Annotated in this window: 18 protein-coding genes; 10 read left to right on the plus strand and 8 right to left on the minus strand. The window is 70.1% G+C overall.

From position 1 onward, the window contains the following. The first annotated feature begins 4 nt into the window (after positions 1–4). Positions 5–361 (plus strand): DUF427 domain-containing protein, encoded by a 357-nt coding sequence (locus ACIP93_RS30795; RefSeq protein ID WP_345220052.1) that lies wholly within the window; start codon positions 5–7, stop codon positions 359–361. 73 nt (positions 362–434) lie between these two features. On the opposite strand, the gene ACIP93_RS30800 is transcribed toward ACIP93_RS30795, so the two are convergent. The 3 genes from ACIP93_RS30800 to ACIP93_RS30810 are packed head-to-tail and all read right to left on the minus strand — an operon-like array spanning position 435 to position 3,731. Then, a complete protein-coding gene (locus ACIP93_RS30800; protein WP_401763991.1) occupies positions 435–2,012 on the minus strand; it encodes a sensor histidine kinase in 1,578 nt (525 codons plus the stop codon). 34 nt (positions 2,013–2,046) lie between these two features. Further along, positions 2,047–2,805 (minus strand): ABC transporter permease, encoded by a 759-nt coding sequence (locus ACIP93_RS30805; protein ID WP_401763994.1) that lies wholly within the window; start codon positions 2,803–2,805, stop codon positions 2,047–2,049. A gap of 5 nt (positions 2,806–2,810) precedes the next feature. Continuing rightward, entirely contained in the window at positions 2,811–3,731 is a 921-nt protein-coding gene (locus tag ACIP93_RS30810; protein ID WP_401763997.1) for an ABC transporter ATP-binding protein, read from the minus strand. Positions 3,732–3,871: 140 nt separating this feature from the next. Between ACIP93_RS30810 and ACIP93_RS30815 the strand changes: the two genes are divergently transcribed. The 5 genes from ACIP93_RS30815 (at position 3,872) to ACIP93_RS30835 (ending at position 9,219) form a co-directional block, all read left to right on the plus strand. After that, positions 3,872–4,525 carry a response regulator gene (locus ACIP93_RS30815; RefSeq protein ID WP_401764000.1) on the plus strand — a complete coding sequence of 218 codons (654 nt, stop codon included), beginning with the start codon at positions 3,872–3,874 and terminating at the stop codon, positions 4,523–4,525. A gap of 158 nt (positions 4,526–4,683) precedes the next feature. After that, positions 4,684–5,667 (plus strand): D-alanyl-D-alanine carboxypeptidase family protein, encoded by a 984-nt coding sequence (locus ACIP93_RS30820; protein WP_401764003.1) that lies wholly within the window; start codon positions 4,684–4,686, stop codon positions 5,665–5,667. Between the two features lie 124 nt (positions 5,668–5,791). After that, positions 5,792–6,760 carry a pirin family protein gene (locus ACIP93_RS30825; RefSeq protein ID WP_401764006.1) on the plus strand — a complete coding sequence of 323 codons (969 nt, stop codon included), beginning with the start codon at positions 5,792–5,794 and terminating at the stop codon, positions 6,758–6,760. A gap of 799 nt (positions 6,761–7,559) precedes the next feature. Further along, on the plus strand, positions 7,560–7,841 hold the full coding sequence (locus ACIP93_RS30830; RefSeq protein WP_401764009.1) for an alpha/beta hydrolase-fold protein: 282 nt from the start codon (positions 7,560–7,562) through the stop codon (positions 7,839–7,841). Positions 7,842–8,658: 817 nt separating this feature from the next. After that, positions 8,659–9,219 (plus strand): hypothetical protein, encoded by a 561-nt coding sequence (locus tag ACIP93_RS30835; protein ID WP_401764012.1) that lies wholly within the window; start codon positions 8,659–8,661, stop codon positions 9,217–9,219. 140 nt (positions 9,220–9,359) lie between these two features. Here ACIP93_RS30835 and ACIP93_RS30840 read toward each other — a convergent pair whose 3' ends face one another. From ACIP93_RS30840 to ACIP93_RS30850, 3 genes are all read right to left on the minus strand, one after another. Next, positions 9,360–9,599, minus strand: a complete 240-nt coding sequence (locus tag ACIP93_RS30840) for a hypothetical protein (RefSeq protein WP_401764015.1) — start codon at positions 9,597–9,599, stop codon at positions 9,360–9,362. Between the two features lie 7 nt (positions 9,600–9,606). Then, positions 9,607–9,753, minus strand: a complete 147-nt coding sequence (locus tag ACIP93_RS30845) for a hypothetical protein (protein WP_401764018.1) — start codon at positions 9,751–9,753, stop codon at positions 9,607–9,609. 123 nt (positions 9,754–9,876) lie between these two features. Further along, the gene (locus ACIP93_RS30850; protein ID WP_401764020.1) at positions 9,877–10,485 is read right to left on the minus strand and encodes an HD family hydrolase; all 609 of its coding nucleotides are present in this window, start codon (positions 10,483–10,485) and stop codon (positions 9,877–9,879) included. Between the two features lie 222 nt (positions 10,486–10,707). Here ACIP93_RS30850 and ACIP93_RS30855 point away from each other — a divergent pair, with 222 nt between their 5' ends. The 4 genes from ACIP93_RS30855 to ACIP93_RS30870 are packed head-to-tail and all read left to right on the plus strand — an operon-like array spanning position 10,708 to position 14,247. Beyond that, positions 10,708–11,553, plus strand: coding sequence for a hypothetical protein (locus ACIP93_RS30855; RefSeq protein ID WP_401764023.1), 846 nt, complete (start codon positions 10,708–10,710; stop codon positions 11,551–11,553). Continuing rightward, positions 11,550–12,869 (plus strand): cysteine desulfurase, encoded by a 1,320-nt coding sequence (locus ACIP93_RS30860; RefSeq protein ID WP_401764026.1) that lies wholly within the window; start codon positions 11,550–11,552, stop codon positions 12,867–12,869. The genes ACIP93_RS30855 and ACIP93_RS30860 overlap by 4 nt, the downstream gene beginning before the upstream one ends. Next, positions 12,860–13,297 carry a Fe-S cluster assembly sulfur transfer protein SufU gene (gene sufU, locus ACIP93_RS30865; RefSeq protein WP_401764029.1) on the plus strand — a complete coding sequence of 146 codons (438 nt, stop codon included), beginning with the start codon at positions 12,860–12,862 and terminating at the stop codon, positions 13,295–13,297. Before ACIP93_RS30860 ends, sufU begins: the two co-directional genes overlap by 10 nt. Then, positions 13,294–14,247 carry a nucleoside hydrolase gene (locus ACIP93_RS30870; RefSeq protein WP_401764032.1) on the plus strand — a complete coding sequence of 318 codons (954 nt, stop codon included), beginning with the start codon at positions 13,294–13,296 and terminating at the stop codon, positions 14,245–14,247. The genes sufU and ACIP93_RS30870 overlap by 4 nt, the downstream gene beginning before the upstream one ends. A gap of 38 nt (positions 14,248–14,285) precedes the next feature. Here ACIP93_RS30870 and ACIP93_RS30875 read toward each other — a convergent pair whose 3' ends face one another. Together ACIP93_RS30875 and ACIP93_RS30880 are read right to left on the minus strand one after the other, a co-directional pair. Next, the gene (locus ACIP93_RS30875) at positions 14,286–14,561 is read right to left on the minus strand and encodes a hypothetical protein (protein WP_401764034.1); all 276 of its coding nucleotides are present in this window, start codon (positions 14,559–14,561) and stop codon (positions 14,286–14,288) included. Next, complete coding sequence (locus ACIP93_RS30880; RefSeq protein WP_401764037.1) at positions 14,551–14,937, minus strand: hypothetical protein; 387 nt, start codon at positions 14,935–14,937, stop codon at positions 14,551–14,553. Before ACIP93_RS30880 ends, ACIP93_RS30875 begins: the two co-directional genes overlap by 11 nt. Between the last annotated feature and the right edge of the window lie 16 nt (positions 14,938–14,953).

A 14,953-nucleotide genomic window follows, 5' to 3' on the forward strand; every position in this document is an offset into this window, starting at 1 on the left:
CCGTATGACGCCACTCACGCCACCCGGACGCAAGGGCCACCGCATCACCGTCGAGCAGGGCACGGCGCACGTCCGTGTCGTACGGGGAGGGCAGGTCCTGGCCGAGAGCCGCCGCCCGCTCCTGCTGCACGAGACGGGCCTGCCCGTCCGCTACTACCTCCCGCCCGAGGACGTCCGCACGGACCTCCTCACCCCGTCCGACACCTCCACCCACTGCCCCTTCAAGGGCGACGCGTCGTACTGGTCGGTGCCGGACGCGGCCGACCTGGTCTGGGCCTACCAGGACCCGAAGCCCGAAGTCGCCGCGATCAAGGGCCACTTGTGCTTCTACGACACGGAAGTCGTCGGCGCCGACGGCTGAGACGGCCGGGCCGGGACACGGGCAGAGGGTCCCCGATGCTTTCGGGGGCCCTTACGGGTGCGGAGGCGCCCCCTCACGCCCGCCCCGGCAGGACGTCCTTGGCCACCAGCCGTGGACCCGCGAAGCAGAGCCGGTACACGTCGACCCGGTCCAGGACGTTGCTGTTCGAACGGTAGTACTCACAGCGCGTCGCGGGCGGCCGCGGCACCGCCCGCACACCGTCCGGCACGTACGCGTACTCCTGGTCGGGCAGCCGCCCGGCGAAGGAGTCGCGCGGCTGCCCCGTCCGCAGCTCCGCGAAGTCCGCGGGCCGCAGCACGCAGGCGGTGAGCTGGAGGGCGAGGGCCACGGCCGAGACCAGCGCGACGAGTCCGAGTGCGGCCGGCGCCGCCAACGCCAGGGCGAAGCGCCGCCGGGTGACCCGGCGGGCTGCGACCAGACCTGCCGCCGCCCCGGGCGGTTCGGGGTCGGGCCGCGGCTGCGGGCCGACGTCGTCGGGGAGCGTGGCCAGCACCTCGTAGCCCCCGCCCCCGGGCCCGGCGCGGAAGGTGCCGCCGACCAGCCGGACCCGCTCGCGCAGCCCGGTGAGGCCGTGGCCGCCGGGGAAGGGCGGTGCGGCGGGGGAGGGGACCGGGTTGCTCACCCGTACCGACGTACGGGACCGCCGGTGCTCGACGGATATCCGGACGGGGCTGCCCGGCGCGTGCTTGAGGGCGTTGGTCAGGGCCTCCTGGACGACCCGGTGCACCGTGCGGTCGACCACGGGCGCGAGGCCCGCCCCCGATCCGGTGCGGCGCAGCTCGACCGGCGCGCCGGACTCCCGTGCCCGGGCGACGAGTTGCTCGACGGACTCCGGCGGCGCGGCCTGGGACCGTACCGCGTGCGCATCCGGTTCGCGCAGCACGCCGACGGTGTCCCGCAGGTGATCGACCGCGTCGGCGACGGCCGCCCGCAGCTCGGCGAGGTCCGCGCGGTCGGCGCCGGTGAGCGTGGGGGACAGCTCCAGGGCCCCGGCACGCAGGGCGACGAGGCTGAGCTGGTGGCCCAGGGAGTCGTGCATGTCGGCGGCGATGCGGTTCCGCTCCCGCAGCCGGGCCTGCTCGGCGACCGCGCGCTGCCGCTCCTCCAGCGCCCTCGCCCGGTCCCAGCCGTCCCGCACCAGCGCCGCCCTGGCCCGCCGGTAGCGCCCGGTCAGCCACGGCAGCAGCAGGGCGGCGGGCACCATCGAGACGGTGTAGAACCAGTACACCGCGTCCACCCGCAGCACCGCGCACACCGCCAGGTCGAGGGCCAGGCAGCCCCCGAGCGCGGTCAGCGCCCGCCCGGCGGGAGTCGTCCCGGTGCCCAGGCGGAAGGCCACGACGGCCAGCGCCAACAGGTACGGGCTGCCCGCCGGGACCGGAGCGGCGAGCCCGAGCGCGCACACCGCGCCGACGAGGAGCACGGCGGTACGGGGACGGCTCCGGCTCACGGGCACCGCCACCGCGAGCACCAGCAGCGGCAGCGCGAGGTCCCGCACGGGGGAGGGCGCGGCGGCCCGCTCCCCGTACGCGAAGATCCCCGCGCCCGCGAGGACGGCCCAGAGGGCGGTGTCCAGGAGGAGCGCCTTCCGGCGGACGACGGGCCGCTGCCGCTTCAGTCGATCGAACACGGGATCAGTCTCGGCCATCGGCCCCGCCGCTCCGTCAGGCGTCCCGGCGGCGCAGCACCGTCCGCCCCGCCAGGTGGGCCGCGACCGCCCAGCCGGCCACGATCAGCAGGCCGACCGGTGCGGGGTAGGGAGTGCCGCCGCCGCGCATGAAGTACGTTCCGGCGGTCTGCGGCAGCAGGTCGTTCACCGCCAGCAGGAACGGTCCGCCCAGCCCGGTGCACAGCACCGGAAGACCCGCGACCAGCACCACCAGCACGCTCATCGCCGCGGCGGCCGTCCGCAGCGCGAAGGCCACGCCCACGGCCAGCACCGCCAGCAGCGCGCAGTACACCCCCATGGCCAGGACCTGCCCCGCCGACTGCGCCGCGTCGAAGGTCGCCCGGCCGCCGAACGGCTGCCACGCGACGGCCAGGCCCACCACCCCGAAGACGATCCCGGCGGCGAGGGCCACCGCGGCGGCCACGGCCGACTTGGCGAGGTGCAGCCGGGCCCGCACCGGCACCCACAGCAGCGAGGCGCGGGCGCTGCCGGTGGCGTACTCGCTCGTCACGGTGGCCGCGGCGAGGATCAGGAGCGCGAACTGCCCCAGGACGAGGGAGGAGACCGGCGCGTTGCCGAGCGGCTGGACGGGGTGGGCGTTGATGCGGGCGATGGAGCCGTAGTAGAAGGTGAAGACGCCGGTGAGCACGAGTCCGGCGAGCAGGCAGGCCGCCGCCGTGCGGACGGACCACAGCTTGGCCCACTCGGCGCCGGCTGCCTGCGCCAGGGGAACGACGCGTGGTGTGCCCGTCATCGTGTTCACACTCCCGCCTTCGGCTCGCCGGTCGTCCCGTACTCCAGGCTCTGCGCGGTCAGTTCCATGTACACCTGCTCCAACGAGGGGGTAAGGGTGCGAAGTTCGTGGACGCGTACGCCGAGGCGGTGGGCCAGGTCGCCGACGGCGGACGCGGTCGTGCCCCGTGCGACGAGCGCGGTGTCACCGGTCACGTCGGCGTTCCGCAACGCGCCTGCCAGGCGCTGGAGTTCACCGGAGTCCGCCGTCCTCACGTGCACCGGTGCGGAGGCCCCGCGGGCGAGGAGGTCGGCCATCGGGAGGTCCGCCAGCAGCCGCCCCCGGCCGATGACGACGAGCCGGTCGGCTGTCAGCTGCATCTCGCTCATGAGGTGGCTGGAGAGGAACACGGTGTGCCCCCGGCCCGCCTGCTTTCTCACCAACTCCCTTACCCAGCGCACTCCTTCGGGGTCGAGGCCGTTGACCGGTTCGTCCAGCACCAGCACTCTCGGGTCGCCGAGCAGCGCCCCCGCGATGCCGAGCCGCTGGTGCATGCCCAGCGAGAACGCCCCGACCCGCTTCCGTGCCACCGCGGCCAGGCCCACCGTCTCCAGCACCTCGTCCACGCGGCGGACGGGAATGCCGTTGCTGCGGGCCTGCGCGACCAGGTGGCCGCGTGCCGAACGCGCCGGATGCAGGGCCTTCGCGTCGAGCAGCGCGCCCACCTCGCGCAGGGGGTGGCGGAGCCGGGCGTACGGTCTGCCGTCGATCAGCGCGGTTCCGGCGGTGGGGTGGTCCAGGCCGAGGATCATGCGCATCGTGGTGGACTTCCCCGCGCCGTTCGGGCCGAGGAACCCGGTCACGCGGCCCTCCTCGACGTCCAGCGTCAGATCGTCCACGGCGACGGTCCCGCCATGTCGTTTGGTCAGCCCTCGCAGGGTGATCACTGGGGTTCCTCCGGTGTCGTCGGTACTGCTTCGACGCTAGGTCCCGTACGGCCGCGACCGCATCGCCCTCAGGTCGGTGACCAGGCCCTTTACTTTCGCCAGGGGTGCCGGGCGAAAGTGACCGGGGCTACGATGCGCCGATGGTTGACGTACTGATCGCGGACGACGAGGCGATGGTCCGGGCCGGGGTCCGGGCGATCCTGGCCAGGGACCCGCTGATCGAGGTCGTCGCCGAGGCCGCCGACGGGGCCGGCGCCGTCGAGGCGGCGCGCGCGCACCGGCCGGCCGTGGCCCTGCTCGACATCCAGATGCCCGGCCTCGACGGGATCGCGGCGGCGGCCCGGATCCATCGCGAACGGCCCGGCACCGCGGTGATCATGCTGACGACCTTCGGCGAGGACGACTACATCGCCCGCGCCCTGCGCGAGGGCGCGGACGGCTTCCTGCTCAAGGCGGACGACCCGCGCGAACTCCTGCGGGGCGTGCACGCGGTGGCGGCGGGCGGCGCCTACCTCTCCCCGAGGGTCGTGGCCCGCGTCGTGGCGGGACTCCGCTCCGGCCGCCCCGCCCCGGCCCCGGGCTGCGCGCCGCCGGGCCTCACCGCCCGGGAGCGCGACGTCCTGGCCCTGGTCGGCGCCGGCCGCTCCAACGCGGAGATCGCCGCCCAACTCCACCTGGTGGAGGGCACGGTGAAGGCGCACGTGAGCGCTGTCCTCGCCAAGCTGGGCGTCCGCAACCGGGTGGAGGCGGCGATCGTCGCGTACGAGGCGGGCTGGACGGCAGGCCGGCAGTGACGGAACGTCGGCCAGACAGCCGAATGCTCGCGGAAAGCGATCTGACCAGGGGAAACAGAATTCCGCCGTGGTGCGTCGGCCAGGGGCTTTCGGTCTCCCTCGCCCACATGGCGCAATCCAGGTCGGCCCGTACGACCGGTGTTCCCTACCGTGGCTGAATGACCGTCACCTCACTGGCTCCGCCCGCGTCCTGTCGGTTCGTCAGCCGCGCCGTCGTCGGCGGAGCCGCACTGCTGCTCCTGTCCGCGCAGACGGGATTACTGACAGCGTCGGCGTCGTCCACGACCGTTCCCGCGACCTCTTCGCGTGCCGTGCCGGCGAAGAAGGTGTCCGCCCGGGCCTGGATCGTCGCGGACGCCCGCACCGGTCAGGTGATCGCCGCCCACAACCCGCACGCGAAGCTGCCCCCGGCCAGCACCCTGAAGACCCTGTTCGCCCTGACCGCACTGCCCCGCGTGCCCGGCTCGGCCGTGCGCAAGGTCAGCAAGAAGGACCTGGCGGGGATGGGCAGGGGCAGCAGCGTGGTCGGCGTGAAGGCGGGGCGCACCTACCGCGCGGCGGACCTGTGGCGGGGCGCCTTCCTGCGCTCGGGCAACGACGCCGTGCACGTCCTGGCCGCGATGAACGGCGGCTGGAAGTCGAGCATCACCCAGATGCAGGCCAAGGCACGCGCCCTGGGCGCCCGTAACACGAAGGTCGTCACGGCCGACGGCTATGACGCGCCGGGCCAGTACTCGACGGCGTACGACCTGGCGCTCTTCGGCCGCGCCGGGCTGAGGAACAAGTCCTTCGCCGGGTTCGCCGCGACCGCGCGCGCCCGCTTCCCGGACAAGACCCGCGCGGACGGCAGCCACATCTCCTCGTACGCCATCCAGAACACCAACCGCCTGCTGACCGGAGCGAACGGCGTCGGCCGCTACCGGGGCATCGTGGGCATCAAGAACGGCTATACGAGCAAGGCCGGCAACACCCTGATCGCAGCCGCCATCCGCGGCAAGCACACCTTGATCGTCACCGTGCTCAATCCGCAGCAGGGCAACGGCCTCACCGTCTACCGCGAAGCCCGCGCGCTCCTGGACTGGGGCTTCGGGGCGGTGGGCCGGGTGCGACCGCTGGGCAGCCTCAACCAGCCGGCGCGGTAGCGCGGCGACGGGCGGGGCGGGGCCCGGGGGCACAGGGGCCGGGGGCCGGGGCGTCCCGGGAGGACGGCCCCGTACCATCACCATCTCACCCGCCTGTCCACCGAAGGCCACCGAAGGGCACGTCATGAGCAACGTCGAGAAGGACCCCGCGGAGATCGTGTGCGAGCCGGGGCCCGACGGCGCGGTCCCGAAGGTCGAGGTGCTGACCCCGCGGGACGTGCCCCTCGGAGGACCGCGGGCGATGACGGTGCGCCGGACCCTCCCGCAGCGCGCCCGTTCGCTCATCGGCGCGTGGTGCTTCGCCGACCACTACGGCCCCGACGACGTGGCCACGACCGGCGGCATGGACGTGGCGCCCCACCCCCACACCGGCCTCCAGACCGTCTCCTGGCTCTTCACCGGCGAGATCGAACACCGCGACAGCCTGGGCACGCACGCCTACGTGCGCCCCGGTGAGCTCAACCTCATGACGAGCGGCCGCGGCATCAGCCACTCCGAGGTCTCCACCCCGGCGACGACCACCCTGCACGGCGTCCAGCTCTGGGTGGCCCTCCCGGAGTCCGCCCGCGACACGGCCCCCGCCTTCCAGCACTACGCGCCCTCGCCGGTCCACGTCTCCGGGGCGGAGATCCGCGTGTTCCTGGGCACGCTGGCGGGCTCCACCTCACCCGTCCCGACCTTCACCCCGCTGCTGGGCGCGGAGATCCTCCTCCCCCCGCGCGCCACCCTCGCGCTCCCCCTGGACCCGGCCTTCGAACACGGCCTCCTGGTCGACCGGGGCCCGGTCCGCCTCGCCGACACCCTCCTCGCCCCCGCGGCCCTCGGCCACCTCGCACAGGGCGCGGCCACCCTGACCCTGACCAACGAGTCCGACACCACGGCCCGCACGATCCTGCTGGGCGGGACGCCGTTCGGCGAGCAGATCCTGATGTGGTGGAACTTCGTGGGCCGCACGACGGAGGACGTCGCACGGGCCCGCGCCGACTGGACGAACGGTGACAGGTTCGGCGAGGTGAAGGGCTACGACGGCCCTTCCCTGCCGGCTCCGGAACTGCCGAACATCCCGCTGAAACCGCGTGGGAACGTACGCTGACGTGCGCGAATGCGCTGCCTGGTAGGGAATGCCGACATTGCCTGATAGGGAATGCCGACAGGGATGACCCCGATGCCAGCAGCGGCTGCTGGAGGCCGGGCGTCGGCTCGGCACCGACGGTCCCGAAGGGTCGGCTCTCGTGTCAGGGTGCCGCCTTGCGGGGGAGGGTTCAGCAGTCTTAATGCTGACCCAATGCTGACCTTTATGACGCAGGGTCAGGTCGTGTTCGTGCAGGTCCAGAACGATGCGGGGCGCTCCCTGTCGAGCAAGGAGCTGCCGTAATGCTGACCGCTGACCGCTGACCGCTGGCGGCATGACGGCCGACGACTGCGGGGAATGTGCTCAAGGGGTCGCGTACGGCTAGGTGCGGTTGTGGAACCTCAACAACCGCGCGAACGGTACTTCCCGGCGGCGGTCAATGTCGCAGCCGGGAAGGCTGCCCTCGCGTCCGCTTTCCACCGGTGGTCAGATGCAGAGGGCCGTCGTGCGGGGCGCGAAATCCGGTATCAGCAGTCCTGCGTATGTCTACCTGCCGTCGGAGTGCTTCCGGCCGGCCCACACGAAGCAGACGTTCCCTGCTTCGATCGTGCTGACGGGTTGCCCGGGCAACGCCACATCTCTGATCAAGGCGTTGAAGTACCCGATGACGGCACGCGCTCTGGCGGCGCAGGGCAGGATGCAGCCGATGATCCTGGTGATGACGCGGCCGACCGTCGCACCGCCGAGCGACATCGAGTGCGTGCACATACCCGGAGGCCCGTAGACCGAGGCCTTCTTCGCGGACGATCTGCCGCAGGCGGTGTCGGGCGGGTACCGGGTCGGCACACGCGCACGCAACTGGGGCGTCATCGGGAACTCGACCGGTGGCTACTGCGCGCTGAAACCGGGCACCCACCACCCGGGCCGATTCGCCGCGAGCGCGGGCCTGTCCCCGTACTGCAAGGCAGCCGAGAACCTGAGCGCGGGCGATCTCTTCCACGGCGACAAGAAGCCGACGAATCGCGCCGACTTGTTCCGGAGCCCGGGACAGGTGCCCGCCGGTCGTTCCCCCCTTCCTGGTCTCCAGTTCCCAGAAGGGTGAGAGGAACCTCAAGGACACTCTGAAGTTCATCAAGAAGGCGAAGGGGTCCGCCCGCATCTCGTCCATCCTCCTCGACGGCGGCGGCCACAACTTCAACACCTGGAAGCGGAAGACTCCGCCCACGCTGGAGCGGATCAGCGGGCGACTGCCGCGATGACGCCGCCGCACAGCATCACCGTCCCGGCACCTTGCTCCAGCCACTCGGCGGGGGTCCCCCCGACGGTCGTCGGATGGCGACGACCGGGGGCGGCTCGCCCTCCTGGTCGGATGTCCCGGAAGAGACCAGTCACTCGGCTGATCTGCGGGAACGATCGACCGCCAGCCGTTGACCTGCGGAAATGGTCTTTCGGTCGTTTCACGCTCGTGCCCCTTGATGCAGCTGAAAGTCCCAGAGAACTCCCAAGGAGACCAGGCGTTCTTTCCAGGTCATGCAGGCTGTGCAGGGTGCCTGGGGCTCAGCGGTTGGGGCTCTCGCGGATGCCGGGCAGGGGCAGGTCCAGAAGGCCGACGGGTGTCGGCCGGGTGCTGCGCGACCACACAGCGTTCCGTCGTGCCTGGAGGCACTGTCCGGATCGCCGTTTCATACAAAGGCAATGTGATAGCGGTAGCGATTGACGGTTCGTGACGAGTGACCGCCTGCGGTCCTTTCGTACTCCCTTTTCGTTTTCGTCCCTCGCCGACTGCTGCAGGTGTGCCGCAACTCCGATGCGGGCGCTCACCCCCGTCGGTCTGCCGGGAGGGCGGACCGACGAGTTGCCGCCCCGTCAACGGAGGGAACCCGTTCACATGGCTGCCGTCCTCGGTCGTCGGCGCCGCCGTGGTCCCGTACAACGCCGCCTACGTCGTGTCCAAGGCGGCGGTGCGTGCGCTGGGCGGCAGCCTGCGCCAGGAACTGCGCCTGGCGGGACAGGACGGCATCCACGTCTGCACCGTGCTGCCGGCGACCATGGACACCCCGTTCTTCCAGCACGCGGCGAACTACACCGGCCGGGCGGTCACCCCGATGGCACCCGTCTACACCGCGCAGCGCGCAGCCAGGACGGTGGTGCGGCTGGCGGTGCGACCGCGCAGGGAGGCGTACGTCGGGCCGGCCGGACGTGTGCTCGGCATCCAGTCGAAGCTCACCCCGGCCCTCGTGGAGCGGGCGCTGGCCCACCAGATGGACCGCGCGCACCTTTCCCGTACCCGTTCGGCCGCCCCCACCGACGGCAACGTGGCCCGCCCCTCGGACGGGCGGGCCACGACGGACGGCGGCTGGCACGGCCGCAGGCGCACCGCCGTGCGCAGGGCCGGAGCGGTGGCGCTCGCGGCGGGCCTGGTGGCCGCGGGCGTGACCGCGCAACTGGCCGCGCGCGGGCGCGGTCCGCGGCGCCGCTGAAGTCCAGTGGTGCTCCGAGCGCGGGCAGGAAGCACTTCCAGACCGGTGCCGTGCCTGTGGCGCGGCGACAGACCTATGCCCGCCACCGGTGGCACCGCTCCTCGGTGACCGGGTGACGCACCCTGCGCCCTGTGTCTCGCTCACTGTCCGGCTTCAGCCTTCCGCCGTTGTCGCACCCAGGCCCGTTCGCACCGCCCCTGTTCGCCCAGCAGGTCGGCGCCGGTGCAGGCCAGAGCGCGTGCCGAGGCCAGCATCACGCTCCGTCCACGGGGCCCCACCGCTGCGGCGGCGAACTGCGGGGTGTGGTCCGACTCCTCGGCGCCCAGGATGGCGACCAAGGGATGGATGGCGGGAACGACGTCCGTTTCGTGCGCCGTCATGGCGTCGCTAGTGCCTGCGGTGGGCGTGCAGCGCATCGCTGCGTCCGGCGGCGCGCAGTCGCCCACCGGCGGCGGCGCGGACTTTGATGAGGTGGTTGCTGCCTTCGGCGGCGGCGTCGGTGATGCCGGTGGTGAGGTCGCCATGCCGCCCCACCCCTGCTCGATCGTCTCGGCGGAGGGTGAGAAGTTCGGGCAGGTGAGGCGGTCGGCCACGTGGGCGGGTAAGCGGTGACGGGCGGGGGTCGGCGAACGCACTCAGGTCGGTCCGCGGGGATGGTCAGCTTGCGGGTGTGAGCATTCCCTGGGCTACGGCTGCATCCCTGACCTCCTGGTACAGGGAGGTGAGGACCGAACTCACTTGTACGCGCTGCATCTGGAGTTGGTCCAGCGCTGCGGCGTCGGCGCCGACGTCCTGCCATCCCTGGCCCGTCAGGAAGCGCATCAGTGCGGGATTGAGCCGGTCGACGCCGCGTACGAGCCGGGCCTCGGGCGTCTCCCCGGCCTCGTACTCGTGCCACAGCCCGAGGAGTTCCGTGCCGAGCCCGCCTGGCAGCGGAGCGAACCGGCGCTGGGCCACCGCCTCTTCGATGCGCGCCTTGTCTTCGTTCTGCTGGGTGCTCCAGGCGGAGGGGTCGCCGGCGTCGATTTCCACCAGGTCGTGCATCAGGCACATCTTGATCATTCTTTCCAGGTCAAGGGAGTGACCACACTCCTTCTCGAACTCGCGGTGCAGGATCCAGCTGATCAGCGCCAAGTGCCAGGAGTGCTCGGCCACGCTCTCCTTCCGGGCCGCAGTGGCATTGTTATGCCTCTCAACTTCTCGAAGTCGAGCAGTGAACGAGATGAAGTCAAACACTTCATGAAGGTTTTCTTGCATGGCATCCATCCTTCTTTTGTTGCATTAGTTCCGGTTTGCTTCTGGCTCAGGGGACTCTAGTGGCGATCCTTGGTGGGCCCACGTTTTTCGGACAGTGCGTTCAACCCATTTCACCCTGTATGCCGCCCTCCACTTGGGGATTCGACTGTCCTGAAGCGCATGTTGACCGATGTCGGACCACATCATAGATTCCTGCTGCACGTAACTGTCGATCACCAAAGAGGAGCTCTCATGGCGAAGTTCTATGCGGAATCCGAGCTTGACGGAATCTTGACCGGGTTTCGTTCGCGCGGCCCCGCAAGTCTGCAAGAATGCCTCGAATTAGGAACCTTATGGCAGCCGGTGTTCCAGGTCACGATCATGGCGAACACCGAGAACGGCTTCAGCGTGCTGACCGGGACCCGCCGGGCCGACAGCAATCCCACCCACCCGAATGTCATCAGCACTCCGACCAGCATGCTCCCGCTCGAATTCGCCCGATGTTATTTCGAATGTGTAGCCGAATCCGCGACGGACCTGGCGCCCGTCTACTTCCGCGGAATCCGAGCCGACGACCTGAGGACCGTGGCCCGTTTTTCCGAGACGCAGCAGCGGACTGCTGTCCCGGACCCGTCCTCGGCGCTGTCGTTCCTCGTGGGCGACCTGCTCGCCCGCAAGCTCGGCTGCGAGGGGGCAATGGAAGCGGCGTCTCGGGAGAAGCCGCTGGGCAGTTGCCACCTCTCGATGGTCGGGGCCGGATTCAGCTACGTGGCCGACCGGCCCACGGCGGATCCTGAAGCGCCCGAGCCGCTGTACGAACCACTGCTGATGTTCGGCGCGATCCTCGAACTCAAGGACCCCGGCATCATTCCGGAGCACACCTCTTCCTACAAAGACCTGTGCTGGACGTCGCCGGAGGACTTCGCGGAGGGAGTCCGCACCAAACGGATCGAAAGCTTCAATCCGAAATTCCTCGACCTGGCGGATCAGGCCGACAGCGACACCGTCACCGTGTGCGCCCGGGGCCTGTGCCTGCAAACCACCAACAAGGTGCTCGCGGACCTCGCCGCCGACGCCTCTGACGGTACGTCTTCATGAGGGCCTCAGCCCAGGATCTCGACCTCGCGCGCATTTGCTCCGACTTTCCGATACTGCACCGCAGCGTCGGCGAGGGGCAGCGGCTGGTCTATCTCGATTCGGGGGCGACGTCCCAGCGGCCCAGGCAGGTACTCGACGCCGAACGCTCCTTCTCGGAGACCTCGAACGCGGCGGTGCACCGGGGTGCACACCAGCTTTCGGAGGAAGCCACCGACGCGTACGAGCAAGCCCGCGCCCAGATCGCGCTCTTCGTCGGCGCGGACCCGGGCGAGCTGGTGTTCACCAAGAACGCCACCGAAGGGATCAACCTCGTCGCGTACGCGATGAGCAACTCGGTCACCTCGACGGACGAGGCCGCGCGCTTTCGCGTCGCTCCGGGTGACGAAATCGTGGTGACCGAGATGGAACACCACGCCAATCTCGTGCCCTGGCAGGAGTTGTGCCGGCGCACCGGTGCGACGTTGCGCTGGCTCGGGGTCACCGATGACGGCCGGCTCGATCTTTCCGAGCTGGACGACGTGGTGACGACACGTACCCGGCTGGTCGCCTTCACCCATCAGTCCAACGTGCTCGGCACGGTCAACCCCGTGCGGCGGATCGTCGCCAGGGCCGCGGAGGTCGGCGCGTTCACCTTGCTGGATGCCTGTCAGTCCGTACCTCACTCCACAGTCGACTTCCACGGCTACGGGGTGGACTTCGCGGTCTTCAGCGGGCACAAGATGCTCGGTCCTTTTGGGATAGGCGCCCTGTACGGACGGCGCGAGCTGCTGGAGTGCATGCCGCCCTTCCTCACCGGCGGCTCGATGATCGAGGTCGTCGGGATGTCGGAGTCCACCTACGCTCCACCACTCCAACGGTTCGAAGCCGGAGTTCCGATGGCCTCACAGGCCGTCGGCCTGGCCGCCGCGGTGCGCTACCTGACCGCCGTCGGCATGGACCGGATAGCCGCCCACGAGCACCGGCTGACAGAAGCCGCGCTGGCCACCCTGCAGAGCATCGACGGCGTACGTGTTCTCGGGCCTACCGACATGGCCGACCGTGGCAGCGCGCTCTCCTTCGTCGTCGAGGGCGTACACCCGCACGACGTCAGCCAGGTCCTGGACGCGCGAGGTGTCGCGGTCCGGGTCGGGCACCACTGCGCGTGGCCGCTCCATCGCCGGCTGGGCGAGCAGGCCAGTGTGCGTGCCAGCTTCTACCTCTACAACAGTCCGGCGGACATCGAGGCGCTGGCCGCGGGAATTGAGGAGGCGCAGGCGCTCTTCGGGGTCGCCGTGCCCGAAGTGATCACCAACGAGGGGACTGCGACGTGCGGCTGACGGCGGAGAACCAGGCAATCATCCTCGACCACTACCGAGCCCCGCGGCACAGCGGACTCCGGGAGCCGTGCAGCGTGGAGGTCCACCACTTCAACCCGATGTGCGGAGACGAAATAACCCTTCGCGTCAGCCTGACGGGAGAGGGACCCGCGGCCGTCGTCGACGACCTCTCCTACGACGTGAAGGGCTGCTCGATCAGCCAGGCGTCCATCTCGGTGCTGACCGGACTGGCGATCGGTCGGTGCGTCAGGGAAGTCTTCGAGCTGCACAGTGCATTCGAAGCCCTGCTGCGTGATCGGGCACGTGCGTCAGGAGCCTGGCCAACGGAACTGGCCGACGCGTCCGCATTCTCTGACGTTTCCCGTCATCCGGCCAGGATCAAGTGCGTGCTGCTCTCCTGGACAGCGCTGAGGAAGGCGCTGACGTGAGCCAGCGCGTCATCCTGGACGGTGACTACGGAATCGACGATGCATTGGCGCTGCTCTACCTCGCAGGCACGAGTACCGTCGAAATCCTGGCCGTGGGCAGTGTGCACGGCAATGCCGGGGCCGACCAGGCTGCGGACAACGCTCTCCGCGTCCTTGGCCTGGCGGGGATACCGGATGTGCCGGTGGCGGTCGGAGCTCGACAACCGCTGGCCCAACCGGTTCGTCTCAGCTCCCTGGTTCACGGGGAGGACGGGCTCGGCGGGGCGGTGCTTCCCCCGGCACGCGGGCGGCGAGTGGTGTCCGTCTCCGCTGCGGAACAGATGGTTCAGATGGCCCGTGCGTACCCCGGCGAGTGCTCGATTCTGGCCACCGGCCCGTTCACCAACCTGGCGCTCGCACTGCTGATGGAACCCGAACTTCCCCACCTCATCGAGCGAGTCGTACTCATGGGTGGAGCTGTCGCAGAGCCAGGAAATGTGACGCCCAGCGCTGAGGCGAACATCTTCTGCGACCCGGAAGCCGCAGCGGCGGTCCTTTCCGCGCCCTGGCCGGTGACCATGGTGGCGCTCGACGCGACCATGGGCACGTGGTTGGAAGTCTCGGACCTCGACCGCATCGAGTCCACAACGACTCCAGCAGGAAAATTCGTCCAGGCGTCGCTGTCGCACTACCTGGACTTCCACCGCAAGAACTACGGCCGGCACAGCTGTCCCCTGCATGACCCGTCCGCGGCCGTCGTGCTCACACACCCTTCCACGGCTACCTGCGTGAACACACCGGTAAAGGTCGAATTATGTGGGGAACACACCCGTGGCATGACCGTGGTCGACAGGCGTGGCAACGCCGGTCCGCGGCAGCCCGGGACACCAGAGGTGCAGGTAGTCGTCGCGCTCAACCGCGAGCAGGTGGTTAACAAGGTCCTTGACACCGTGCTCGGGCCGCCGACCTAGGACTTGCCCGGCCGATCATGTCGGGGGCTGCTCCGTCCTTATAACTCGGGGATGGTCAGCCGTAGGTGATCAACGCCGTCGAAGTTCTCTGCCTGGACTTCGACGGCTGAGGCATCGAAGCGAAGAGTGAAGTAGGAGTCTGCGTCGATGAGCTGTTTCAGGTTCTCGCGGACGTCTTGGTCGAGAGGGGGCGAGAACAGTGCCTCCCACTCACCCGTGCCGGCGGTAGTCATCACTCTGATCGGGATTCGAGCCAGGCAGGTGAATGGGTTGGCCCACCACTCCAGATGCGCTGTCTTCTCGTCACGGTCCATTCCCCGAGCGTAGAGGCCGGTACTCCCCGGCTGGGCTGCTCGTTGTTCCAGGCATGGGGCAGGGCGATTTGAGCGGCACGCCGATGACGGGCGTGAGCCGTATCGTCGTGGTCGCGCTGGCTTCAACGCCGTCTGGGCCCCCGGGCCACCCACGGCCGCGGCCCATTTTCCGCAGGGCGGCGCGGGCCTGGTCGGCATCGAGGAGGAGTGCGAACTCACTGAACGCCCTCGCCACCATGTCGTCCGGGGTGGGCTGCTGATCATCGGGTGCGCGCCGGACGGTGAGCTGGGCGGCGCCGCAGGCCAGGATCTCCTCGTGCTCGGTGTCGCCGAGGGTGTCGTTGAGGGCGGCTAGGACCTGCCGCCACAGTGCCACCGCTCGCTCCTGTCCG

The sequence above is a fragment of the Streptomyces sp. NPDC088745 genome, assembly GCF_044751045.1.
Taxonomy (GTDB): Bacteria; Actinomycetota; Actinomycetes; order Streptomycetales; family Streptomycetaceae; genus Streptomyces; species Streptomyces cremeus.

Coding starts and splice junctions, on each gene's coding strand:
- ACIP93_RS30840 (WP_401764015.1), bottom strand. CDS start 9,599: ATGACGGCGCACGAAACGGACGTCGTTCCCGCCATCCATCCCTTGGTC.
- ACIP93_RS30850 (WP_401764020.1), bottom strand. CDS start 10,485: ATGGATGCCATGCAAGAAAACCTTCATGAAGTGTTTGACTTCATCTCG.
- ACIP93_RS30815 (WP_401764000.1), top strand. CDS start 3,872: ATGGTTGACGTACTGATCGCGGACGACGAGGCGATGGTCCGGGCCGGG.
- ACIP93_RS30855 (WP_401764023.1), top strand. CDS start 10,708: ATGGCGAAGTTCTATGCGGAATCCGAGCTTGACGGAATCTTGACCGGG.
- ACIP93_RS30795 (WP_345220052.1), top strand. CDS start 5: ATGACGCCACTCACGCCACCCGGACGCAAGGGCCACCGCATCACCGTC.
- ACIP93_RS30805 (WP_401763994.1), bottom strand. CDS start 2,805: ATGACGGGCACACCACGCGTCGTTCCCCTGGCGCAGGCAGCCGGCGCC.
- ACIP93_RS30860 (WP_401764026.1), top strand. CDS start 11,550: ATGAGGGCCTCAGCCCAGGATCTCGACCTCGCGCGCATTTGCTCCGAC.
- ACIP93_RS30825 (WP_401764006.1), top strand. CDS start 5,792: ATGAGCAACGTCGAGAAGGACCCCGCGGAGATCGTGTGCGAGCCGGGG.
- ACIP93_RS30875 (WP_401764034.1), bottom strand. CDS start 14,561: ATGGACCGTGACGAGAAGACAGCGCATCTGGAGTGGTGGGCCAACCCA.
- ACIP93_RS30820 (WP_401764003.1), top strand. CDS start 4,684: ATGACCGTCACCTCACTGGCTCCGCCCGCGTCCTGTCGGTTCGTCAGC.